Here is a 23,008-nt window from a genome sequence, read left to right as displayed (position 1 = left end):
GGTCGGGCTCGGGGCGGGAGGGGCGGAGGCCCGGGCCGGCCGCCGGAGCGGGCGGCCCGGCGCCCCGGGCCTCAGCGGCCGCGCAGCGCGCGGTAGCGGGCGACCAGCTCGGCGGTGGAGCTGTCCAGCCGGTCGGCGCCCTCACCGGTCAGCAGCACCGGCTCGATCCGCTTGGCGAGCACCTTGCCCAGCTCGACGCCCCACTGGTCGAAGGAGTCGATGTTCCAGATCGCGCCCTGGACGAACACCTTGTGCTCGTAGAGCGCGACCAGCTGGCCGAGCACCGAGGGGGTCAGCTCGCCGGCCAGGATCGTGGTGGTCGGGTGGTTGCCCTTGAAGGTCTTGTGCGGGACGAGCTCGGCCGGCACGCCCTCGGCCGCGACCTCCTCCGGGGTCTTGCCGAAGGCCAGCGCCTGGGTCTGGGCGAAGAAGTTGGCCAGCAGCAGGTCGTGCTGGGCGACCAGGCCCGGGAGCAGGTCGGCGACCGGCTTCGCGAAGCCGATGAAGTCGGCCGGGATCACCTTGGTGCCCTGGTGCAGCAGCTGGTAGTAGGCGTGCTGGCCGTTGGTGCCGGGGGTGCCCCAGACCACCGGGCCGGTCTGCCAGTCCACCGGGGTGCCGTCGCGGGTCACCGACTTGCCGTTGGACTCCATGTCCAGCTGCTGCAGGTAGGCGGTGAACTTGGACAGGTAGTGCGAGTACGGCAGCACCGCGTGCGCCTGGGCGTCGAAGAACGCGCCGTACCAGACGCCCAGCAGGCCGAGCAGCAGCGGGACGTTCTGCTCCGGCGGTGCGGTGCGGAAGTGCTCGTCGACCAGGTGGAAGCCGTCCAGCATCTCGCGGAAGGCGTCCGGGCCGATCGCGATCATCAGCGAGAGGCCGATCGCCGAGTCGTAGGAGTAGCGGCCGCCGACCCAGTCCCAGAACTCGAACATGTTGGCGGTGTCGATGCCGAAGTCGTGCACGCCCTGGGCATTGGTGGACAGCGCGACGAAGTGCTTGGCCACCGCCTCGGTGCCGGCGCCGAGGCCGTCGAGCAGCCAGGTGCGGGCGGAGACCGCGTTGGTGATGGTCTCGATGGTGGTGAAGGTCTTCGAGGCCACGATGAACAGCGTCTCGGCCGGGTCGAGGTCGCGGACCGCCTCGTGCAGGTCGGCGCCGTCCACGTTGGAGACGAAGCGGACGTCGAGGTCGCGCTTGGCGTAGGAGCGGAGCACCTCGTAGGCCATCGCGGGGCCGAGGTCGGAGCCGCCGATGCCGATGTTGACGACGGTGCGGATCGACTTGCCGGTGTGGCCCTTCCACTCGCCGCTGCGGACGCGGTCGGCGAAGGCGGCCATCTTGTCGAGGACGGCGTGCACGGCGGGCACCACGTTCTCGCCGTCGACCTCGATCACGGCGCCACGCGGGGCGCGCAGCGCGGTGTGCAGGACGGCGCGGTGCTCGGTGTTGTTGATCTTCTCGCCGCGGAACATCGCGTCCCGCAGCTCGGCGACGCCGGTGGCGGCGGCGAGTTCGCGCAGCAGCTCCAGCGTCGCGTCGGTGACCAGGTGCTTGGCGTAGTCCACGTGCAGGTCGCCGACCTGCAGGGTGTAGCGGCGGCCGCGCTCGGGGTCGGCGGCGAACAGCTCGCGCAGGTGGGTGTCGCCCAGCTCGGCCCGGTGCTTGGCCAGGGCGGCCCACTGGGGGGTGCGGTCCAGCGGGGTGCGGGCGTCGGCGCGGGTCTCCGACATCGGTGGCTCCTCGATTCGTCTGGGTGCAGAAACCGGCAGGGCCAGGCGGTGAGGCCCGAAGAGTCAGGGCCTCGGTGCGCGAGGTCGTGGCGGTACTGGTGGTGCGCCGACTCCGTTGACGGCCTGCCCGGGTTCAGCCTATGCAACCCGGGAGGCGGTCGCGCACATTCCGGCCCGCGGTGAGCGAACCCCTCGTCACTTCCGTTCCGACCGCAGGTCCAGCCCGCGCAGCACCTGGTCGACCAGCTCCGGATCGGCGCCGAGTTCGCTGCGGGCGGTGAGCATCTCGCGGCGGGAGGCCGCGATCATCTCCTGTTCGACGTCCCGGGCGGCCCGCCACTGGGACAGGCGCAGCTTGGCCTCGGCGGCCTCCTCCTCGGCGTAGTTCTCCGGGCAGAGCCGGGCCAGCCGGTCGTGCTGACGGTCCCGCAGGCGGTCGGCGACCTCGGCCGGCAACCGGTCCTGCTCCTCCAGCTCGCCGAGCCGCTTGAGCCCGGCCTTGGCGGCCCGCCACCAGAGCTGACGGACGGCCTGCTCGTGCTTGTCCTGGTCGATGTCCAGCTCCAGCCGCTTGGCCAGCCAGGGCAGGGTCAGGCCCTGCACCAGCAGGGTGAAGAGCACCACGCTGAAGGCGATGAAGACCAGTCGGCCGCGCTCGGGGAAGTCCGCGCCGGAGTGCAGGGTGAGCGGGATGGCGAGTGCCAGGGCGACGGTGGCCACGCCGCGCATGCCGGACCACCAGAGGACGACGCTCTCCTTCCAGCTGAACGGGGTGTCCTCCTCGTCGCCGCTGCGCAGCTTCTTCGACAGCCAGCCGGCCGGCAGCAGCCACAGCAGCCGGACCACGACGACCACGGCGATCACCACGGCGGCGTCGCCGATGAAGCCGGTCCAGCCGCGGCCGGCCTCCTTGAGCACGGTGGCCAGCTCCAGGCCGATCAGGCCGAAGGCGACGCCGGTGATCAGGATCTCGACCACCTCCCAGAAGGCGTTGCCCACCAGCCGGTAGGAGACCGCGTCGGCGTCGGAGGCCCGTTCGGCGAGGTAGAGCGCGCAGACCACGACTGCGAGCACGCCGGAGCCGTGGATCTCCTCGGCGAGGGTGTAGGCGGCGAAGGGCACCAGCAGGTTGAGCGCGACCTGCTGGGTCGGGTCGTCCAGGCGTTCGGCGAGCTTGGCGTTGACCCAGCCGAGCACCACGCCGACGACCACCGCCAGCACGGCGGACAGGACGAAGCGCAGCACCGCGTGGCCGACCGAGAAGTCGCCGCTGACCATGGCCTCGATGGCCAGCGAGTAGATGACGATCGCGGTGACGTCGTTGAAGAGCCCCTCGCTCTCCAGGATCGCCACCAGGCGGCGGGGCAGGCCGACGCTGCCGGCCACGGCGACGGCGGCGACCGGGTCGGGCGGGGAGACCAGCGCGCCGACCGCGATGGCGGCGGCGAGCGGCAGGGCGGGGAGCAGCCAGTGCACCGTACTGGCCACCGCGATGGTGGTGACCACGACCAGGGCGACGGCCAGCAGCAGGATCGAGCGGGCGTTGGCCTTGAAGTAGCGCACCGAGGAGCGCCGGGCGACCGCGAAGATCAGCGGCGGCAGGACCAGCGGGAGGATCAGCTCGGGTTCGACGGAGACGTCCGGGATCTGCGGGACGAGCGCCATGACGATGCCGAGCAGGGTCATCAGGACCGGCTGCGGCACGCCCGTCTTGCGCCCGAGCGGCATGGTGACCACGGAGGCGAGCAGCACCAGGAAGAACAGGGGCAGCTGGCCCACGGGGAGGTTCCTCTCGACGGCGGACGGCTGAGCGCCGCCCAGGATAAATCTGACAATGCGCCCATCAGTGAAGACGCGCCGAGCAGGGGGTTGACCTCAAGTGCACTTCAGGTCGGAGGATCGGGGGGTCGACGAGAACAGTCGAGCAGTCGGCCGGTCGGCCGGTCGAGCGGTCGAGCGGTCGAGCGGTCAAGAGGGGCGGGAGCAGAGATGAAGGCGGTCACCGTGACGCGGTCCGGCGGTCCGGAGGTCCTGCGGGTCACCGAGGTGCCCGATCCGGAGCCCGGCCCGGGCGAGGTGCGGGTGCGGGTGTACGCCGCCGGGGTGCAGCCGGTGGACCTGGCGATCCGGGAGGGGTTCCGGCCGCCGGGGGTGGTGGTCGAGCCGCCGTTCGTGCTCGGCAACGAGTTCGCCGGGGTGGTGGACCGGCTGGGGCCGGACAGCGGGGGCTGGGCGGTCGGCGACGAGGTGCTGGGCTTCCGGGTGCTGGACGGCCACGCCGAGCTGGTCACCGTCGACGCCGCCCGGCTGGTCGCCAAGCCGGCCGGGATGCCCTGGGAGCTCGCCGGCTCGCTCTCCGCCTCCGGCCAGACCGCACACATGGCGCTCACCCAGCTCGGGGTGGGCCCCGGCGACACCGTGCTGGTGCACGGCGCCACGGGCGGGGTCGGCACGGTGGCCGTCCAGCTCGCCCGGGCCTGGGGCGCCACCGTGATCGGCACCGCGAGCGAGCGCAACCACGACTACCTGCGCGAGCTCGGCGCGATCCCGGTCGCGTACGGGGACGGGCTGGTCGAGCGGGTCCGGGCGCTGGCACCGCAGGGGGTGACCGCGGCCTTCGACGCCGCCGGGCGGGGCGCCCTGGAGGCCTCGGTCGAGCTGGTCGCCGACCGGGGCCGGATCGGCACCGTGGTCGACCACGCGGGCGCCGAGCGGCTGGGCGTACGGGCGCTGCGGGCGCAGCGGACGGCCGAGCGGCTGGCCGAGCTGGTCCGGCTCTGGGAGTCGGGCGGGCTGCGGCTGGAGGTCGCCGAGGCGCTGCCGATCGGGAAGGCCGCCGAGGCCCACCGGCTGGTCGGCACCGGGCACGTCCGGGGCAAGGTGGTGCTGACCATGTGAGCCCCGGGCCGGGAACCGCGATCGGCCCGGAGGAACGGGGGACCTCCGGGCCGATTGTGTGTTTCGGCTGCTGACCAGGTAATGTTCTCCACGTCAGCAGGCGCCGCTAGCTCAGTTGGTTAGAGCAGCTGACTCTTAATCAGCGGGTCCGGGGTTCGAGTCCCTGGCGGCGCACAGACAGCCGGAAGGCCCCTTGCGAAAGCGAGGGGCCTTCCGGCGTTTCCGGCTCTACCGGCTTTTCCGGCTGCGCGCCCGAGCGGGCATGGCAGAAAAGGTGGGATGCAGGTCATTGCTGCCACCCCGACCCGCTGACAGGCTGGCCGCATGAGAGCACGCAGCGTGCTGGTCGTCCTCTACGAGGGCGTGCAGAGCCTGGACGTGACCGGCCCCGTGGAGGTGTTCGCGGGGGCCGGCGCGGCCGCCGGGCAACCGGGTGCGTACCGGGTCGCCACCGCCTCCCTCGGCGGCGGGCCGGTACGCAGCCACAGCGGGCTGGGGCTGCTGGCGGACGCCGACCTCGCCGAGGCCGGGCCGGTGGACACCCTGGTGGTCCCCGGCGGGCCGGTCGGCGAGCGTCCGGACGCCGCCCTGGTGGCACGGATCCGGGAGCTGGCCGAAGGCGCCGAGCGGGTGGTGTCGGTGTGCACCGGCGCCTTCCTGCTCGCCGAGGCCGGGCTGCTGGCCGGGCGCCGGGCTACCACGCACTGGGCGCACTGCGAGGCGCTGGCCCGGCGGTACCCGGACGTCGAGGTGGACCCCGATCCGATCTACGTCCGGGACGGGCGCCTCGCCACCTCCGCCGGGGTCACCGCCGGGATCGACCTGGCGCTGGCCCTGGTCGAGGAGGACCTGGGCCGGGAGGCCGCCCTGCTGATCGCCCGTCACCTGGTGGTCTTCCTGCGCCGGCCCGGCAACCAGGCCCAGTTCAGCACCCAGCTGGCCGCCCAGGTGGCGGCCCGGGAGCCGCTGCGCGAGGTGCAGCGGTGGATCGCCGAGCATCCGGAGGCCGACCTGTCGGTCGAGGCGCTGGCCCGCCGCTCGGCGCTCTCCCCGCGGCACTTCGCCCGCGCCTTCGCCGCCGAGGTCGGGGTCACCCCCGGCCGGTACGTGGACGGGGTCCGGCTGGAGGCCGCCCGGCGGCGGCTGGAGGAGACCGCCGAGGGCATCGAGGAGATCGCCCGCCACTGCGGCTACGGCACCCCGGAGGCGATGCGGCGCGCCTTCGTCCGGGCCCTGGCCGCCCCGCCCGCCGAGTACCGACGCCGCTTCCGACCGAGTCACGACATCCGAACGAGTCACGACGGAGAACACTGATGCGCATCGCCTTCCTGCTGTACGACGAATTCACCGCCCTGGACGCGGTCGGCCCGTACGAGGTGCTGTCCCGGATCCCCGGCGCCGAGGTGGTGTTCACCGCCGCCCGGCGCGGCCCGGTGCGCACCGACATGAAGAGCCTGGCGCTCACCGCGGACCTCGCGATCGACGAGGTGGACGCGGCGGACGTGCTGCTCGTGCCCGGCGGGCCCGGGACGGAGGCCCAACTGTCCGACCAGGGCCTGCTGGAGTGGGTGCGGGCCGTCGACACGACCACCACCTGGACCACCTCGGTCTGCTCCGGCTCACTGCTGCTGGGCGCCGCCGGGCTGCTGAAGGGACGCCGGGCCACCTCGCACTGGTACTGCCTGGAGCAGCTGGCCGCGCTCGGGGCCGAGGCGACCGGCACCGAGCGGGTCGTCCTGGACGGGAAGTACGCGACCGCGGCCGGGGTCTCGGCGGGGATCGACCTCGCGCTGTCGCTGACCGGCCGGCTCGCCGGGGACGCGGTCGCGGAGGCGATCCAGCTGGTCATCGAGTACGACCCGCAGCCGCCGTACTCGGCGGGGTCCACCGCGACCGCGTCGCCCGAGCTGATCGCCCGGCTGAAGTCGCACGCGCTGGAGGTGCGCTGACCCCGCAGCGACCGGAACGGCACCTGCGCTGACCCTCGCCGGGCGGGGGCGCTAACGCCGCACCGGCGGGAAGGCGTGACGGCGGGCGCCGATGACCACGGCGAGGGCGGGGAGCAGCAGCGCGAGGACCGTCCAGGGCAGGGCGCCGGTGCCGAGGCCGCTCAGGACGAGGCCGCCGACCACCCCGCCGCCCGCCATCGCGACGTTCCACAGGGTCACCAGCACGGCCTGGGCGGCGTCCGCCTGGTCGCCGCCCGCGTCGCCGAGGGCGGTCTGCAGCAGCGTCGGAGCGCCGCCCCAGCCCAGGCCCCAGAGCGCTGCGGCGGCGTACACCGGCGCCGCGCTGCCGGACCACACCGCGAGGACGACTGCCGTCACCGCGACCAGCAGTGCGCCGCCGATCGTCAACTGCCGCAGCCGGCGGTGGATGTGGGCTCCGGTGAGCCAGATGCTCAGCAGCGAGGCCAGCCCGAAGACCAGCAGCACGGTGCCGGTGGCGGCACCGAGGCCGGCCCCGTCGAGGAAGGGCGCGATGTAGGTGAAGAGGACGGTGTGCGCCAGTACGTAGAGCACCGTCACGCCGAGCACCGGCACCACGCCGGGCACGGTGAGGGCGCGCCGGACCGGGGTGCGTTCCCCGGCCGGCTGCCCGGGCCGACCGGGCAGCAGCGCCGCGATCCAGCCGACCACACCGACCGCCAGTGCCGTCATGGCCAGGAAGGGCACCCACCAGGCGAGCATCCGGCCGAGGAAGGTGCCGATCGGCACTCCGAGTGACAGCGCCACCGGCACTCCCGCCATCACGACGGCCATCGCCCGGCCCTGTTGCTCGACCGGCACCAGCCGGCGGGCGTACCCGGCCAGCAGCGCCCAGGCGAGACCGGCCGCGACGCCCGCGAGGAAGCGGGCGGCCATCGTGAGCGGATAGGCGGTGGAGGCCGCGGTCACCGTGTTGGCCACCGCGAAGCCGGCCATCGCGGTGAGCAGCAGCCGCTTGCGGTTCCAGCCGGCGGTGGCCGCGGTGAGCGGGATCGCGGTGGCGGCGGTCCCCAGCGCGTAGACGGTGACGGTCTGCCCGGCCGCCGACTCGCTCACGCCGAGGGCTTCGCCCATCCCCGGCAGGACGCCGGCGGGCAGGGTCTCGGTGAGCGCGGTGACGAAGACCGCGGTGGCCAGGGCGAGCAGGGCGGGGAGCGGGAAGGGTGTGCGGGACACCGGGGTGGTGAGCTGTGTGGTCGCCATGGGGACCATGGTTGGACCTGACACGGGTGTGAGGTTCAACCATGGTCCCGCGGACGGCCGGTCGGCGTGGACGTCGGCGCCCGTGGACCTCGGGTCGGCGTGGAGGTCGGGTCAGCGGCCGAAGTAGCCGTCGAAGTTCCGGGAGAACTCCCGCCCGCCGAACCGGTCCCAGTTGATCGACCAGGTCATCAGCCCGCGCAGGTTCGGCTGGGCCCCCGAACGCGGCACGTACGTCCCGCAGTTGGCGAGCCTGGTGAGGCAGTCCAGGGCCTTGTCCACCTCGGCCGGGGCGACGTAGCCGTTGCCCGCGTTGGTGGTGGCCGGCATGCCGATGGCGACCTTGGCGGCGGGCAGCGGCGGGAACACGTTGTTCGCGTTGCCCGCCACCGGGAAGCCCTTGAGCAGCAGGTCGGTCATCGCGACGTGGAAGTCGGCGCCGCCCATCGAGTGGTACTGGTTGTCCAGGCCCATGACGGACCCGGAGTTGTAGTCCTGGACGTGCAGCAGGGTGAGGTCGTCGCGCAGCGCGTGGATGACCGGCAGGTACGCCCCGGCGCGCGGGTCCTGGCCGCCCCAGGGGCCGGATCCGTAGTACTGGTAGCCGAGTTGGACGAAGAAGGTCTCCGGAGCCATGGTCAGCACGAAGCCCGGGCCGTACTTGGCCTTGAGGGTCTTCAGTGCGGAGATCAGGTTGACGATGACCGGGGTGGTCGGGCTCCTGAAGTCGGTGTCGCCGGTGTTCAGGGAGAGCGAGTGGCCCTCGAAGTCGATGTCCAGGCCGTCCAGGCCCCACCGGTCGATGATCGCCGAGACCGAGCTGACGAAGGTGTCCCGGGCGGCGGTGGTGGTCAGCTGGACCTGGCCGTTCTGGCCACCGATCGAGATCAGCACCTTCTTGCCCTGGGCGCGCTTGGCGGCGATGGCGGCCTTGAAGTCGGCGTCGGACTCGACGGTGGGGCAGTCGGTGACGGAGCAGCGGTTGAAGCGGATGTCGCCGGAGGTGGCGGAGGTGGGCTCGCCGAAGGAGAGGTCGATGAAGTCCCAGGAGTTCGGGACGTCGGCCATCCGGGTGTAGCCGGCGCCGTTGGCGAAGCTCGCGTGCAGGTAGCCGACCAGGGCGTGGCTGCCGGCGGGCGGGGTGGTGGGCGTGCCCGTCGGGGTGCCGGTGGGTGTCGCGGTCGGGGAGGCGGTGGCGGTGGGCGTGGCGGTGGGCGTCGGGGTCGGAGTGGGCGTGGGCGTGGGCGTCGGGCTGGGGGCGCCCGGGCCGTCCAACGAGACGTCGTCCGCGTAGTAGGTGCCCTGGCCGTACCAGCCGTGGGTGTACACGGTGGCGCTGGTCTGGGTGGCGCCGGTGGTGAAGCTGAGGCTGAGCTTCTGGTACGACCCGCCGGTGCCGGGCGTCCAGGTGCTGGGGCCGCCGCCGTCGACGCCCAGGTAGACGTACGAGCCGTTGACGTACGCGCTGAGCGTGTAGGTGGTGCCGGGGGTGACGGTGACGGTCTGGGCGCACTGGGCGGTGTCGCTCGCCGAGGCCGCGGCGGCGAGCGCGCGGCTGCCGCCGTGCACCGGGCCGGTGACGACGGTGCCGGTGTTGCCGGTGCAGCTCCAGGGGCCGAGCGAGCCGGACTCGAAGCCGCCGTTGACCAGGAACTCGCCGGCCGAGGCGGCGGGGGCGAGGCCCAGGGTGACGCCGACCAGCGTGGCGGCGGCGACGGCGGAGGCGGTGCCGGCGGCGAGGCCGGTTCTGAGGTTTCTGCGCATGCGGGGGCTCCTGCGATGGCGCGGTCGTGGGGGACGTCCGAGGGCACGCCGGAGCACGCGCCAGTGGGGGGAACGGCCCGGCCTGGCACCCAAGTTGGACTAGACCACTGAAGTGGATCCGGCCGTCGAGTGTCAATGGTCCAGACCGGTTCCGGAACACACCACGCGGACGGCCCGGGTTGCCGCAGGTGACACCCCGTCGAAGGATGGAGGGGTGACCCCGCCCGGCTACCTCCGCCACCCGCACCTGCACGGCGACCTGCTCACCTTCACCGCCGAGGACGACGTCTGGATCGCCCCGCTGGACGCCGGCGGCGCCGTCACCGGCCGGGCCTGGCGGATCACCTGCGACCGCACCCGGGTCAGCCACCCCCGCTTCTCCCCCGACGGCACCACCCTCGCCTGGACCGGCTGGCTGAGCCTGAGCCCCGAGGTGTGGACCGCTCCCGTCGAGGGCGGCGAGGCCCGCCGGCTCAGCTTCTGGGGCAGCCAGGACACCCGGGTCCGCGGCTGGCTGCCGGACGGCGAGGTGCTGGCCGTCACCTCCTTCCACGAGCCCTTCGGCCACTACACCTGGGCGCACGCCCTGCCGCCGGACGGCTCCCCAGGCCGCCGGATGCCCTGGGGCCCGGTCGGCGACGCCCAGATGAGCCGCGAGCGGACCGTCCTGCTGACCGGCTCCGCCCCGCACGAGCCGGCCGCCTGGAAGCGCTACCGGGGCGGCGCCACCGGCCGGCTCTGGGCGGACGGCGAACAGATCCTGCCCGACCACACCGGGCACCTCGCCTCACCCATGCCGGTCTCCGGCCGGATCGCCTTCCTCTCCGACCACGAGGGCATCGGCAACGTCTACTCCTGCCGCCCCGACGGCACCGACCTGCGCCGGCACACCGACCACGCCTCCTACTACGCCCGCGAAGCCGCCACCGACGGCACCCGGATCGTCTACCAGCACGCCGGGGACCTCTGGCTGCTCGACGGCCTGGACGCCCCCGCCCCCCGCCGGCTGCGCATCCCGCTCGGCGGCGCCCGGGCCGGCCGCCGCCCGTACCAGGTCAACGCCGCGACCCAGGTCAAGGACCTCGCCTGCGACCGGACCGGCCGGGCCGGGGTCGTCACCGTGCGCGGCAGCCAGTACTGGCTGACCCACAAGGACGGCCCGGCCCGCGCGCTCGCCGACACCCCCGGGGTGCGGACCCGGCTGCCCGTGCTGCTCGGCCACACCGGCGAGGCCGCCTGGATCACCGACGCCCAGGGCGCCGACGCGATCGAGGTGATGCCGCTGCCCGGGCACGAGACGGCCGAACGGCACCGCCACCGGGTGCTCGCCGCCGGCCGGCTCGGCCGCGTCCTGGAACTCACCGCCTCCCCCGACGGCAGCCGCCTCGCCGCCGCCTCCTCGGACGGACGGCTGCTGCTGGTCTCCGCCGACGACGGCGAGGTGCGCGAGCTGGCCGCCTCCGGCTACGGGCCGGTCTCCAGCGCCCGCTTCTCCCCCGACTCGCACTGGATCGCCTGGTCCCAGCCGGTCGCCGGGCGCTCGCTGCGCCGCATCCGGCTCACCCGCACCGACGCGCCCGCACCGACCACCGAGGTCACCGACGGCCGCTTCGAGGACGAGCAGCCGGTGTTCACCCGGGACGGCCGCTACCTGGCCTTCCTGTCCTGGCGCGGCTTCGACCCCGTCCACGACGTGCACACCGGCGACCTCTCCTTCCCACTCGGCTGCCGCCCGTACCTCGTCCCGCTGACCGCCGACACGCCCTCGCCGTTCGCCGCGCCCGTCGAGGAGGGCGCCCCGGCCGGGGACGGCGGCGACGGCACCGTGCGGGTCGACCCGGAGGGCATCGGCGAGCGGCTGCTGCAGTTCCCGGTGATCGCCTCCAAGTACTCGGCCACCGACGCGGTGCGCGGCGGCCTGGTCTGGCTGCGCTGGCCGATCTCCGGCACCCTCGGGCAGACCTTCGCCAGCCCGGAGGACACCTCCGGCCGCCCCTCGCTGGAGCACTTCGACCTGGCCCGGGGCACCCGCACCACGCTGGTGGACAAGCTGGACGGCTACGCGGTCTCCGGCGACGGCGGCACCATCGCGGTCTACTCGGCCGGCACGCTCCGGGTCGTCCCGGTCGGCGCCCCCTCCGCCGGCACCAGCGTCGACCTGCGCCGGATCACCCACACCGTCCACCCGGCCGCCGAGTGGCGCCAGGCCTACCACGAGGCCGCCCGGATCGTCCGGGACCAGTTCTGGGACGAGCGGATGTCCGGCCTGGACTGGCCCGCCCTGGTCGCCCAGTACGAGCCGCTGCTGGAACGCGTCTGCTCACCCGACGACTTCGCCGACCTGCTGCGCGAACTCCTCGGCGAACTGGGCACCTCGCACGCCTACGTCACCCCGTCCCGCCGCGCCGAGGGGCCCTCGCTCGCCCAGCAGCCGCTCGGCCTGCTCGGCGCCACCGCGCACCGCTCCCCCGACGGACGCTGGCTGGTCGAGCGGGTGCTGCCCGGCGAGTCCTCCGACCCGCGCGCCCGCGCCCCGCTGGCCGCCCAGGGCGTGCGCGACGGCGACGAGCTCGTGGAGGTCGGCGGCCGTCCCGTCGACCCGGTGCGCGGCCCGCTGCCGCTGCTGGCCGGTACCGGCGGCACCACCGTCGAACTGACCCTGCGCAGCGACCCGGACGGCCCGGTGCGGCGGATCGCCGTCACCCCGCTCACCGACGAGCGACCCATCCGCTACCAGGACTGGGTCTCCAAACGCCGCTCCCTGGTACGGGAGTTCAGTGACGGCCGGTGCGGCTACCTGCACATCCCGGACCTCGGCGGCTCCGGCTGGGCGCAGTTCAACCGGGACCTGCGGCGCGAACTCGACAAGCCCGCGCTGGTCCTGGACGTGCGCGGCAACGCCGGCGGCAACGTCTCCGAACTGGTCCTGGAGAAGCTCACCCGGCACGTCCTCGCCTGGGACTTCACCCGGGACCGCCAGCCGGTCCGCTGGCCGCGGCACGCGCTGCGCGGCCCGCTGGTCGCCCTCGCCGACGAGGCGACCAGCTCCGACGGGGACGTGATCATCGCGGCCATCAAGCTGCTCGGGCTCGGCCCGGTGATCGGCAACCGCACCTGGGGCGGGGTGGTCGGGATGACCGGGCGGCACACCCTCGGCGACGGCACCCAGATCTCGGTGCCGAAGAACGCCTCCTGGTTCGACGGCGGGCTCGGCTGGTCGGTGGAGAACCGGGGCGTCGAACCGGACGTGCACGTGCTGCGCACCCCGCGCGACTGGGCGCGGGGGCGCCACCCCGAGCTGCGGACCGCCGTGCAGCTGGCCCTGGAACTGCTGGAGGACGCGCCCGCGGCCGTGCCGCCGCCGGAGTCCACGCCCCGGCCGGACCTGCGGCGCCCGCCGCTGCCGCCGCGGGCGCGGTGACGGCGCCGGGGGGTCAGTGCCAGGAGTCTTGCCCGGGGGTCAGTCCCAGGGGTCTCCCTCTGCGGTCATGTTCTCGGCGGCCCGCCGGTCGGCCTCCGCCTGGGAGAGTTGCTCCTGAGCCAGCCGCTCCTGGGCCAGCTGCTCCTGCAGCGAGCGGGAGCGCTCGACGTCGTCGCCGAAGGCGTCGGCGGCCTCGTCGTGGGCGAGGGCGGCCCGCTGGGCGGCGTCCTCGCCGGTGGCCTCGTGGTGCGGGGGCCGGTGGAACAGCCTGTCGAAGATGCCCATGACTCCTCCTCCGGAGGGAATGTCGGGATACCGGGCTGCCCCCACTCTCACACCGGGCCCGGAGGGACGCACCTTGAGCCTTCGGTCCCTGCCGAACGCGCCCCGGGCCGTAGCCGGGGCGCTCCCGCAGGCGCACGGGCCCCGCGAGGTCCACGATTCGTGGTTTCCGCGGGGCCCGTACGCCTGAGTCCTCCCGGTCAGCCGCTGACGCTGGGCGCGCCCGTCTCCAGGTGGCCGGTGAAGCGCTGGGACCAGCCGGCGTCCGCGTCGACCGTCACGGTGAAGTCGTACCAGCCGTTGGTGTAGGCGACGGCGTTGAAGTAGTCGGTGACGCTGCCGCCGGCCGGGACCTGGTAGGTCCAGGGACCGTCCGTGCGGTAGTTGTTCGACGCGATGGTGAAGGTCATCGGCGTGCTGCCGTTGTTGGCCAGCTTGAAGTACACCGCGAGCTTGCCCGTTCCCGGCTCGACGGCGTACGAGGCGGTGACGGCGGCGTTCTTGCCCGCCTTCGTCGCATCGCCCTTGAAGCGGCGCAGGAAGCGGTTGGGGCCGACCACCGAGAGGTCGTAGGGGCCGCCGCCGAAGCCGGTGCCGCAGTTGAAGAAGTCGCTGGTGCTGCCGCCCGGGTCCACCGTGTACTGCCAGGGGCCGCCGCTGCGGTAGGCGTTGGCGTAGGCGGCGAAGTGCGAGGTCTTGCTGCCCCCGTTGGCCATGCCGATCCAGACCTTCATCACCCCGGCCGAGCCGAACTCCAGGTGGTCCAGGTTGGCGTTCGGCTGGTAGGGCAGGGCGCGGGCCGGCCGGGTGCCGGACTCCTGCAGCGGGAGCTGGTTGTTCACCGGGGCCGGGTTGGGCAGCGGGCCGCAGGTGGACAGGCCGATGGTCTGGGAGGTGTCGGGCAGTGCGGGCAGGCCGTACACCGGGTTGGCGAAGTCGAACACGCTGGTGAGGTCGCCGCAGACGCGGCGGCGCCAGTCGCTGATGTTCACGCACTGCGCGGGCGTGCCGAGGGCGGACGTCCAGGTCTCCAGGAAGCGCAGCACCGAGGTGTGGTCGAAGGTCTCGGAGTTGACCCAGCCACCGCGGGTCCAGGGCGAGATCGTGAGCATCGGGACGCGGAAGCCGAGGCCGATGCTGGTGCCGTTGTAGAACTCGCCCGGGGTGCCGGCCGGGGCGACCGGCGGCGGGACGTGGTCGAAGAAGCCGTCGTTCTCGTCGTAGTTGATGAACAGGACGGAGGAGTCGAAGACGTTCGGGTCCGCGTTGAGCGCGTCGATCACGTTGTGGACGAAGTGCGCGCCGTCGGCCGGGGTGGCGTACGGGTGCTCGGAGGAACCCTGGTCGGGGACGATCCAGCTCACCTGCGGGAGGGTGCCGTTCAGCACGTCGGCCTTGATCGCGGCGACGATGTCGTCCGGGGTCCGGCCGGTGACCTTGGGCACCGAGCCCATGCCCTTGACGGCCAGCGGGCTGCCGGCCGGGGCGCCGGAGAACTGGCTGAAGTAGGCCAGGGCGTTGTCACCGTAGTTGTCGGCGGCGTTCTGGTACACCTTCCAGCTGACCCCGGCGTTCTCCAGCGCCTCGGCGTAGGTCTGCCAGCGCAGGCCCTTCTCGTCGCCGCCGTCGTAGGCCGGGCCGCCCGCGGCGCCGGAGGGGTCGATCTGGCCGGACCAGTGGTAGGTGCGGTTGGGGCCGGTCGCGCTGAGCACCGAGCAGTGGTAGGCGTCGCAGATGGTCCAGTTCTCGGCCAGCGCGTAGTGGAACGGGATGTCCTGGCGGGTGAGGAAGCCGAGGGTGCGGACGTTGCCCTTGGCGGCGACCCAGTTGTCCAGCTTGCCGCTGTTCCAGGCGCTGTGCTGGTCGCTCCAGCCGTGCGAGAGGTCCCCGTTGCACTGGGCGAGGCGCTCGGGGTCGGCGCCGCCGGCCGGCTTGGTGAGGCTGAACTGCCACGGGTACTGGCGGGAGAGCAGGCCGTTGGGCTGGTTGAAGACGCTGTAGCCGCCGGCGATCTGGATGGCGCTGCGGTCGGCGAAGCCGCGCACGCCGCGCAGCATGCCGAAGTAGTGGTCGAAGCTGCGGTTCTCCTGCATCAGGATCACCACGTGCCGCACGTCGGTGATGGTGCCGGTCGTGGTGAGTGCGGTGGTGGAGGCGGTGGCGGCCGCGGCTCCGGGGGCGGCCCCCGCGGCGCCGGTCCCGGCGACGGCGAGACCGGCCGCGGCGGCCCCGGACAGCGTGACGAACTTCCTGCGACTCAGCTCGGCCATCAGCCCAACCCGTCCCTTCACTGGCGATGTTGTGTACACAAGTCGGGGCTCACTCGATCGGGGAGAAGTCTCCAGCGCGCACGGAGCGGGCCACCAGATGCGTGCACCAGGTTTGGCGGACTGTTCGTCCGGGAGTCACCGAACGACGCCGGGCTGAACGCAGGACGGAAACGCCGGGGAGGGACGGAGCGGGCAGGCGGTCAGCGGTCCTTCACCTCGATCCCCAGCGCCTGCGCGAACTGCGGGGCCAGCTCCAGCAGTTGGGTGGAGCTGATCACCGCCCCGCGCAGCCCCTGGTGGCCGTCGGCCAGGCCGAGCCGGACGGCGCCGCGCAGGTCGGTCTTGCTCAGGGCGGCCCCGCGCAGCCGGACCTCCTCCAGCGTCGAGCCGGGGAAGGACACCCCGGTCAGCTTCGCCTCGCCGAAGTCCACGTCGCGCAGCAGGCAGTCCTCGAAGACCACGTCCCGCAGGACGGCCGCCCGCAGGTTGACCGCCTCCAGCTTGCAGCCGCGGAACACCACCCGGCGCAGCGCCGAACCGTACGCGGCGATCCCGGCCAGCACGCCGCCGACGAAGGCGCTGTCCTGCCACTCGGAGTCGCTGAGGTCGCAGGTCACCCAGCGGCCGGCGTGCACCCACACCTCGTTGAAGCGGGCCTGGCGCAGCTTGACCCCGCTGAGTGCGACGCCGGTGAACGCGCACTCCAGGAAGGCCGCGCCGGCGCCCGACTCGTCGGTGTGCTCGCCGCCGTCGAAGTGCGCGGTGTCGTAGCGCGCGTCGCTGCGCAGCGGCCCGGTGTGCGGGCTCAGCACCTCGGCGTACGGCAGGTCGGTGAGCCGGTCGGGGGCGGAGCGGAGCATGGCGGAACCTTTCGGACGGGTGTCGCCCGCATGCTCCCACGGGGTACCGACAATCCGGCGGCGCACCCGTTGCGGCCCGGCCGCAACGGGTGCGGCCGGGCCGGGGGTTCGGCGGTGGATCAGCCGCGCGCCCACAGGGAGTTGACGCGGCTGCGCTCGGTGCTGTTCGGGTAGGGGTTGGTGCAGGAGGTGCCCGGGCCGCCGCCGGACATCAGCTCGCTGCACGGGCCGGAGTAGTGGTCGGGCAGGCCGAGCACGTGGCCGGTCTCGTGGGCCGTCACCCGGACCGAGTTGTACTGCCGGTTCTGCTGGTAGTCGAGGAAGATGTAGCCGCGCCCGTGCCCGTCGGTGCTGGCGTAGGAGCCGCGGCTGTCGTTGCCCTCGTAGTACGAGAAGTCGGCGGCCGAGCCGGAGCGCAGCTGGACGTTACTGACCGAGCTGTTCCAGATCTGCGCGGCGCTGGCTATCTGGGTGCGGAAGGTCGGGGCGGAGCTGGCGTCGTAGGTGACCACGACGGTGGCCAGGCCCGGGTTGGCGGCCTGCTTGGCCTTGGCGGAGGCCATCACGGCCTGGAAGAAGGCCTGGTTGTCCGCGGTCTCCGCGGCCGAGCCGGCGTACGTCGAGGCGGTGTAGCCCGGGGCGGCCGGAGCAGCCGGTGCGGCCGCGGCGGCGGTGGTGACGGGCAGCACGGCGAGGCCGGCCGCGAGGGCGAGGCCGAGGGTGGCGGACAGCACGGATCGCTTCATGTGGGGGTGCTCCGATTCCTGTGGTGCCGTGGCCGGTTGGGGGCCGGCCCTGGGGGACACCTGGTCAACGGGTGATGTCCCAGAGCTTCGGGCAGCCCGGCGGGCGCGCGGATGATGTCAACCCGCGATAGCTCCGTGCAATACCCGGGCCGCCCCGCCGCTTTGGGTCGCCTTTTCCTCGCCTTGACCCAACCGTGCCCCTGGCATTCCGTTCCGGGGGCGGCTAGGCTCCCGAGCGGGGAAGTACCCGGAGCGGCGGGCCGCTCGATTCCGGCCGAGCGGCCTGCCGTGCCCGAACTCCGCTGCGTTGCTTACCGGTTCGCCGCCGCGAGGCCGTTCGCCCAGAGGTAGTCGACCTGGCTGCGCTCGTTGGCGTCGGGGTAGGGGTTGGTGCAGGAGGGGCCGGGGCCGCCGCCGGACATCAGCTCGCTGCACGGGCCGGAGTAGTCGTCGGGCAGGCCGAGCACATGGCCGGTTTCGTGGGTGGTGACGCGCACCGAGTCGTATTCCTGGTTCTGCTGGTAGTCGAGGAAGACGTAGCCGTGGCCGTGCCCGTCGGTGCTGGCGTAGGAGCCCTGGCTGTCGCTGCCCTCGTAGTACGAGAAGTCGCCGTTGCCGCCGGTCTCCTGGAGTCGGACGTTGCGCACCGAGCTGTTCCAGATCTGCGCGGCGCTGGCTATCTGGCCGGCGAAGGAGGGCGCGTTGCCGGTGTCGTAGGTGACGGTGACGGTCTGCAGCCACGGGTTGGCGGCCCGCTTGGCCTTGACCGAGGCCACCACGGCCTGGAAGAAGGCCCGGTTGTTCGCGGCCTGGGCGGCCGAGCCGGCGTACGTCGAGGCGGTGTAGCCCGGGGCGGCCGCGGCGGCGGGCGCGGCCGGTGCGGCCGCGGCGGCGGTGGTGACGGGCAGCACCGCGAGGCCGGCCGCGAGGGCGAGGCCGAGGGTGGCGGACAGCACGGATCGCTTCATGTGGGGGTGCTCCGATTCCTGTGGTGCCGTGGCCGGTTGGGGGCCGGCCCTGGGGGACACCTGGTCAACGGGTGATGTCCCAGAGCTTCGACCCGGGCGGGCCCGCCGCGGATGATGTCAACCCGCGATAGCACCGCCGCATACCGGCGGCAGCGCGTGGCGGCCTGTGGCGGCACGTGGAGCGCTCCGTGACGGAGCCTTGATTGCCTGTCATGTCCTTGGCGAGACGGCTCGGCTGCGTCTATGCTCCGGACGTGGAGCTCGACGTGAGACACCTCCGGGTGCTGTGCGCCATCGCCGACACCGGCAGCCTCCGCAAGGCCGCGCTCCAACTCGGCATGACCCAGCCCTCTCTCACCACCCAGCTGCACCGCATCGAACGGGCCATCGGCGGCACCCTGTTCACCCGCGAGCAGACCGGCAGCCGGCCGACCGCGCTCGGCCACTCGGTGCTCTCCCGCGCCCGGCCCGTGATCACCGAGATGGCCGCGCTGGTGGCCGCCGCCCGTCAGGAGGCCCGCGACGCCACCGGGGCGGGCCGGCAGCGCCGGCTGCGCATCGGCAGCGTCGGCAGCCGGGCGGTCGCGGCCTGGCTGCGCCGGGTGCACGAGCGGCTGCCGGACACCGACACCACCCTCCACGTGGACATCTCCGCCAGCGCGCTGCTGCGGATGGTCGCCGCCGACCAGCTGGACGTGGCCTTCGTGCACGAGAGCGAAGGCTTCCCGCTGCGAGTGCCGGCCGACGCCGAGCAGCGGGTGCTGATGGACCGCGAGCCGCAGTTCGTCGAACTCGCCGCCGGGCACCCGGCCGCCGCCCGCCCGGTCGTCCACCTCGCCGACCTCGGCGGGGACACCTGGATGGTCGACCCGACCGCCGACCACGAGTACGCGGCGATGCGCCGGGCGTTCAGCGAGGCCGGGCTCAATCCCCGGGTGCTGCAGGTGCGGGACAACGCCACCGCCGCCGAGCTGGTCGCCTCCGGCGAGGCCGTCCGCCCCTGCCAGCCGACCGCACCGCCCGGGCCCGGCACCGTCGTCCGGCCGGTGCACGGGGATCCGCTGGCCGTCCGGCTGCTGTTCACCTGGCGCCCGCGTGCGCTCAGCCCGCCCGCACTGGACGCGCTGTACGGCGAACTGCGCGCCGCCTACCTGGATCTGGCCAGGGTCAACCCGGCCTACCTGGCCTGGCTGGCGCGGCACCAACCGGTGCTGCTGGGGCGGGCTGGTTCCTAGACCGAGGTCCGGCTCTCCCGGCTGTGGACCAGCACTCCCGCCGCCACCATCAGCGCGCAGACCAGGCCCGCGGCGAGCACCCCGGGGCCGCCGAGCGCGGTGCAGGCCAGTACCAGGACGGCGCCCGCCGGCGCCAAGGCCTGGGCGACCGCGCCCCGCTTGGTGTGCCGGGAGTGCAGGAACCAGACCGTGACCAGGTAGAGCGCCGTGGGCACGGTGACCGTGGCGGTGGCGGCCCGCTCGGAGATCTCCGCCTTGTGCACGGTCGACTCCACCGCCACCTCCAGCCCGGCGCCGATCGCCGCCGCCGAGCCGAACACCAGGTAGTGCCCGTAACCCCAGGCGAAGGCCTGCCGGTTGGAGCGCAGGTGCTCGTGGACGGGCCGGGCGAAGTAGATCCACCAGGCCGCGAAGCAGATCAGCAGGCCGCCGATGGCCACCGGCACCAGCCGGCCCAGCTCCTCGTGCTCGTCCACCGCGGACTGCACGGCGACGGTCGCCGCCGCCACCGTCTCGCCCAGCACGATCAGGGTGAACAGCCCGTACCGCTCGGCGATGTGGTGCGGGTGCCAGGAGGTCTGCGTCCGCAGCTCGGCGATCACCGGCACGGCGAGCTCGCACAGCACGCCGATCGGGAGGACGTACGGCCGGGCGCCGTGCGGCAGGAACAGCACGACCACCCAGCCGACCTGGCAGAGGGCGATCCCCAGCGCGTAGCGCAGCGCGACCCGGCGTGCCTCGCCCTGCTCGCCGGCCGCCGCGCGCAGCCACTGGGTCACCATCGCCAGGCGCATCACCACGTACCCGGTGATCGACAGCGCCATGTCCTGGGTGGCGAACAGCCGCGGCACCCCGGCGGCGAGGATCAGCACCCCGGCGATCTGCACCAGCGTGGTGACCCGGTACGGCACGTCGTCGCAGTCGTAGGCGGAGGCGAACCAGGTGAAGTTCATCCAGGCCCACCAGATCGCGAAGAAGGCCAGCACGTAGCCGCGCAGGCCCTCCCCGTAGTGCCCGGCGGCGAGGGAGTGGGCCAGTTCGCGCCCCGCCTGGCCGACCGCGACCACGAAGCAGAGGTCGAAGAAGAGTTCCAGCGGGGTGGCGACCCGGTGCGGCTCGTGGCGGTCGCGCGGGACCATCCGGCGCACCGGCGGCGGGTCGACGTGGCGCGTGCGGGGTGCCGCGGCGGCGGGATCACTGGCCATCGGAGCTGCTCCGGGGTCGGAAGGGGCTGGTCGTCCGACGCATCCTGGCAGTGGCCCGGGCCCGGCGCACGCACCGGCGCGGCCCGGGAGCCCGTACGGCCCCCGGGCCGCGATGGCCCCGGTATGTCCCTTTTCTCCTTGCCGTCAGCCGCAGTTGACGCCGCGGTGCGCGAACCGGGTGACAGCCCGGCAGGTTTCCGGGCGCGCCCCGCGCGCTGCGCCCCGGACGGCCGGAACCCGCCGCTAGATTCGTCCCGGTTGGAGGAGCGAGGCCCCTGCGGGGCCCATGACACGGGCGGCCTGCGGGCAACGCGGAAGGTCAAGGCGGGTGGCGGGACAGCGGGGGCGGCGGAGCCGACCTTCCCCTGTCCGCGCCACCGGCCTCGTGATCACCGCGCTGCTCGCCAGCGCCTGCCGTGCGGCCGTCCCGGTGGCGGCCGCGGCCGCTACTTCTCCCAGCCGACCTTGCTGTAGTCCTCCTGGGCGAGGCCGAAGGCGCCGTAGTTGGCGAGGCCCTTGCGCACCGCCACCACGGCGGGCCGCTGGTAGAGCTCGACGGTGTGGCCGAGCTCCCAGATCTTCGCGTCCGCCTGGTTGTAGAGCTTCGCGGCCTCCACCGGGTCGACCGTCCCGGCCGCCTGCTTCAGCAGGCCGTCGATCTCCGCGGTGCCCAGCCGGGACGGGTTGCTGAAGGTGTTGTCGCCCACCGGCAGGCGGAAGTTGGCGAGGCTCTTGGAGTTCGGGAAGGAGTCGGTGTTGCGCCAGCTCGCGATGTCGAACTTGCCCGGGGTCACGTACTTGGCGAAGTAGTCGTTGGCGGCCACCTTGTCCAGGTCGACCTTGACACCGGCCGTCTGCCACATCGCCGCCGCCGCGGTGGCGAGGTCGAGCTGGGCCTGCGCGGTGCCGTCGCTGAGCACCCAGTGCAGCTCCAGCGGCCGGCCGTCCTTGGTGCGCGGCTGGCCGCTGCCGGACTCCTTCCAGCCGGCCTCGTCCAGCAGCTTCTTCGCCGCGGCCAGGTCGAACTTGGCCCAGTCGCCGGAATTGTCCTGGTAGCCGGCCTGGTTGGGCATGATGATGTGGTTGCCGAGCGGCTTGAACTCCACCGGCACCCCGTTGTTGGCGATCTTGATCAGTGCCGAGCGGTCGATCGCCTTGCCGAGCGCCTGGCGCACCCGCTGGTCGGCCAGCGCACCGGTGCCACCGAAGGAGATGTGCACCTCGTCCCAGGGGCTGGCGGCCCGGATCACGGTGTCCTTGGCGTTCTTGAGCTGCCCGTACGCGGTGGCGGTGCCGGCCGAGGCGAGGTCGATCTCGTTGTTGAGGTAGGCCTGGATGCTCGCGGCCTTGTCCATCACCCGGAAGGTGATCTTGTCTGCCTTGGCCCGGGTGCCCCACCAGGCCGGGTCCGGGACGAAGGTGATGGTCTGCGCGGTCTTGTCCGCCACGCCGATCTTCAGCGCACCCGCGGTGATCGGGACCTTCTCCACCCAGCCCTTGTTGAAGTCGTCCGGGGTGGAGATGCCGGCCGCGGGGACCAACGGGCGGAACAGGTTCTGCCAGTCCGCGTACGGCTCCGAGAAGGTGACCTTCACCTCGGTCGGGTCGGCGCCCTGCTCGACGGAGGAGATCAGTTCGTAGCCGGACGGGTCGTAGCCGTTGTACGCCGGGTCCTTGCCGTTGCTCGTCTGCCAGTCGGCCTTGAAGTCCAGGTAGCTCAGCGGCTTGCCGTCCGACCACTTGGCCTTGGGGTTCAGCTTGTACGTGATCACCTGCGGCGAGGTCGAGGTGACCTTGGCCTCCACCAGGTAGTCCGGGTTCGCCCGGAAGGTGCCGGAGGCGTCGGTGCTGAACAGCGAGGGTTCCAGGGCGCGGACCAGGTTCACCGTGTCGGTGTAGGAACCGCCGTCCACCTGGAGCGGGTTCCACTGGGTGATCCACTGGTCCAGGGCGAAGCGCACCTCGCCACCGTCCTTGATCTGGTCCAGGGACTTGGCGTTGATGTCCTGGGAGTCCTGTCTCGGTGGCTCGCTCTTGGCCACGTCGCCGGCCGAGCCACCCCCGCCCGAGGTGCACGCGGTGACCGCGAGCGCGACGGCGACGGCGAGGGCGGCCGCCCGGCCGAGCCGGCGGGCCGTGGTGGAAGCGTCCATGAGGGTCCCCCTGGTGAGGTCTTCGGTACGGGAGTTGTGCCGCGCGAGGTGTGGCGAGGCTTGAGCGTGGGCAGCCAAGTCGGCACCGGGCGAGCAGAACGTAACAGCGGATCAGATCCGCCACCAGGGGGAGGAGCGCACACCTGATCCAAAAGTCACACGCGGCAACACGGCCGCAATACCCCGGCTGTGCCACGGTGCTTCACTCTGACCTGCGGTTTCCCGAACTCCCCTGCTACCCGTGCCATCTGATGCCCTGACCGGGCCCCGACCGAAAGCCACCAC

Annotated in this window: 16 protein-coding genes and 1 tRNA gene; 6 read left to right on the top strand and 11 right to left on the bottom strand. The window is 73.1% G+C overall.

Translation table 11 applies throughout. From position 1 onward, the window contains the following. Nucleotides 1-71: 71 nt before the first annotated feature. Together pgi and CRP52_RS21035 are read right to left on the bottom strand one after the other, a co-directional pair. The gene (gene pgi, locus CRP52_RS21040) at nt 72-1,733 is read right to left on the bottom strand and encodes a glucose-6-phosphate isomerase (protein ID WP_097237811.1); all 1,662 of its coding nucleotides are present in this window, start codon (nt 1,731-1,733) and stop codon (nt 72-74) included. Nucleotides 1,734-1,928: 195 nt separating this feature from the next. Then, nucleotides 1,929-3,512 (bottom strand): Na+/H+ antiporter, encoded by a 1,584-nt coding sequence (locus tag CRP52_RS21035; protein ID WP_179852869.1) that lies wholly within the window; start codon nt 3,510-3,512, stop codon nt 1,929-1,931. 210 nt (nt 3,513-3,722) lie between these two features. Here CRP52_RS21035 and CRP52_RS21030 point away from each other — a divergent pair, with 210 nt between their 5' ends. The 4 genes from CRP52_RS21030 (at nt 3,723) to CRP52_RS21015 (ending at nt 6,580) form a co-directional block, all read left to right on the top strand. Further along, complete coding sequence (locus CRP52_RS21030; RefSeq protein WP_097237810.1) at nt 3,723-4,631, top strand: NADP-dependent oxidoreductase; 909 nt, start codon at nt 3,723-3,725, stop codon at nt 4,629-4,631. A gap of 100 nt (nt 4,632-4,731) precedes the next feature. Then, nucleotides 4,732-4,805, top strand: a tRNA-Lys gene (locus tag CRP52_RS21025). A gap of 150 nt (nt 4,806-4,955) precedes the next feature. Then, nucleotides 4,956-5,945, top strand: coding sequence for a GlxA family transcriptional regulator (locus CRP52_RS21020; protein ID WP_097237809.1), 990 nt, complete (start codon nt 4,956-4,958; stop codon nt 5,943-5,945). After that, a complete protein-coding gene (locus CRP52_RS21015) occupies nt 5,945-6,580 on the top strand; it encodes a DJ-1/PfpI family protein (protein WP_097237808.1) in 636 nt (211 codons plus the stop codon). The genes CRP52_RS21020 and CRP52_RS21015 overlap by 1 nt, the downstream gene beginning before the upstream one ends. A 51-nt stretch (nt 6,581-6,631) precedes the next feature. Here CRP52_RS21015 and CRP52_RS21010 read toward each other — a convergent pair whose 3' ends face one another. Both CRP52_RS21010 and CRP52_RS21005 read right to left on the bottom strand, forming a co-directional pair. Beyond that, a complete protein-coding gene (locus CRP52_RS21010) occupies nt 6,632-7,822 on the bottom strand; it encodes an MFS transporter (RefSeq protein WP_257032758.1) in 1,191 nt (396 codons plus the stop codon). Between the two features lie 111 nt (nt 7,823-7,933). After that, nucleotides 7,934-9,583 (bottom strand): chitinase, encoded by a 1,650-nt coding sequence (locus CRP52_RS21005; protein ID WP_097237806.1) that lies wholly within the window; start codon nt 9,581-9,583, stop codon nt 7,934-7,936. Nucleotides 9,584-9,797: 214 nt separating this feature from the next. Between CRP52_RS21005 and CRP52_RS21000 the strand changes: the two genes are divergently transcribed. Next, nucleotides 9,798-13,004 (top strand): S41 family peptidase, encoded by a 3,207-nt coding sequence (locus CRP52_RS21000; RefSeq protein ID WP_257032756.1) that lies wholly within the window; start codon nt 9,798-9,800, stop codon nt 13,002-13,004. 39 nt (nt 13,005-13,043) lie between these two features. Here the strand turns inward: CRP52_RS21000 and CRP52_RS20995 are convergent, their stop codons facing one another. The 5 genes from CRP52_RS20995 to snpA (CRP52_RS20975) form a co-directional block, all read right to left on the bottom strand. Continuing rightward, nucleotides 13,044-13,289 carry a hypothetical protein gene (locus CRP52_RS20995; RefSeq protein ID WP_097237805.1) on the bottom strand — a complete coding sequence of 82 codons (246 nt, stop codon included), beginning with the start codon at nt 13,287-13,289 and terminating at the stop codon, nt 13,044-13,046. Between the two features lie 197 nt (nt 13,290-13,486). Continuing rightward, nucleotides 13,487-15,556 (bottom strand): phosphocholine-specific phospholipase C, encoded by a 2,070-nt coding sequence (locus CRP52_RS20990; protein ID WP_097237804.1) that lies wholly within the window; start codon nt 15,554-15,556, stop codon nt 13,487-13,489. A 200-nt stretch (nt 15,557-15,756) separates the two neighbouring features. Beyond that, nucleotides 15,757-16,416, bottom strand: coding sequence for a pentapeptide repeat-containing protein (locus tag CRP52_RS20985; RefSeq protein WP_097237803.1), 660 nt, complete (start codon nt 16,414-16,416; stop codon nt 15,757-15,759). 119 nt (nt 16,417-16,535) lie between these two features. Beyond that, nucleotides 16,536-17,162, bottom strand: coding sequence for a snapalysin (gene snpA / locus CRP52_RS20980; protein ID WP_179852868.1), 627 nt, complete (start codon nt 17,160-17,162; stop codon nt 16,536-16,538). Between the two features lie 311 nt (nt 17,163-17,473). Beyond that, nucleotides 17,474-18,130 (bottom strand): snapalysin, encoded by a 657-nt coding sequence (gene snpA, locus CRP52_RS20975; protein ID WP_097237802.1) that lies wholly within the window; start codon nt 18,128-18,130, stop codon nt 17,474-17,476. Nucleotides 18,131-18,384: 254 nt separating this feature from the next. On the opposite strand from snpA (CRP52_RS20975), the gene CRP52_RS20970 reads away from it, so the two are divergent. Next, entirely contained in the window at nt 18,385-19,365 is a 981-nt protein-coding gene (locus CRP52_RS20970) for a LysR family transcriptional regulator (protein ID WP_257032753.1), read from the top strand. On the opposite strand, the gene CRP52_RS20965 is transcribed toward CRP52_RS20970, so the two are convergent. Beyond that, nucleotides 19,362-20,570, bottom strand: coding sequence for a low temperature requirement protein A (locus CRP52_RS20965; RefSeq protein ID WP_097237800.1), 1,209 nt, complete (start codon nt 20,568-20,570; stop codon nt 19,362-19,364). The genes CRP52_RS20970 and CRP52_RS20965 overlap by 4 nt on opposite strands. 446 nt (nt 20,571-21,016) lie before the next feature. Continuing rightward, nucleotides 21,017-22,723: an ABC transporter family substrate-binding protein gene (locus tag CRP52_RS20960; protein WP_097237799.1), complete on the bottom strand. Its 1,707-nt coding sequence runs from the start codon at nt 22,721-22,723 to the stop codon at nt 21,017-21,019. Nucleotides 22,724-23,008 lie beyond the last annotated feature (285 nt).

Source organism: Streptomyces sp. 1331.2, assembly GCF_900199205.1.
In the GTDB taxonomy this organism is placed as follows: Bacteria; Actinomycetota; Actinomycetes; order Streptomycetales; family Streptomycetaceae; genus Kitasatospora.
Note: the sequence above shows the minus strand (reverse complement) of the source record. Positions and strands in the feature narration are given on the sequence as shown.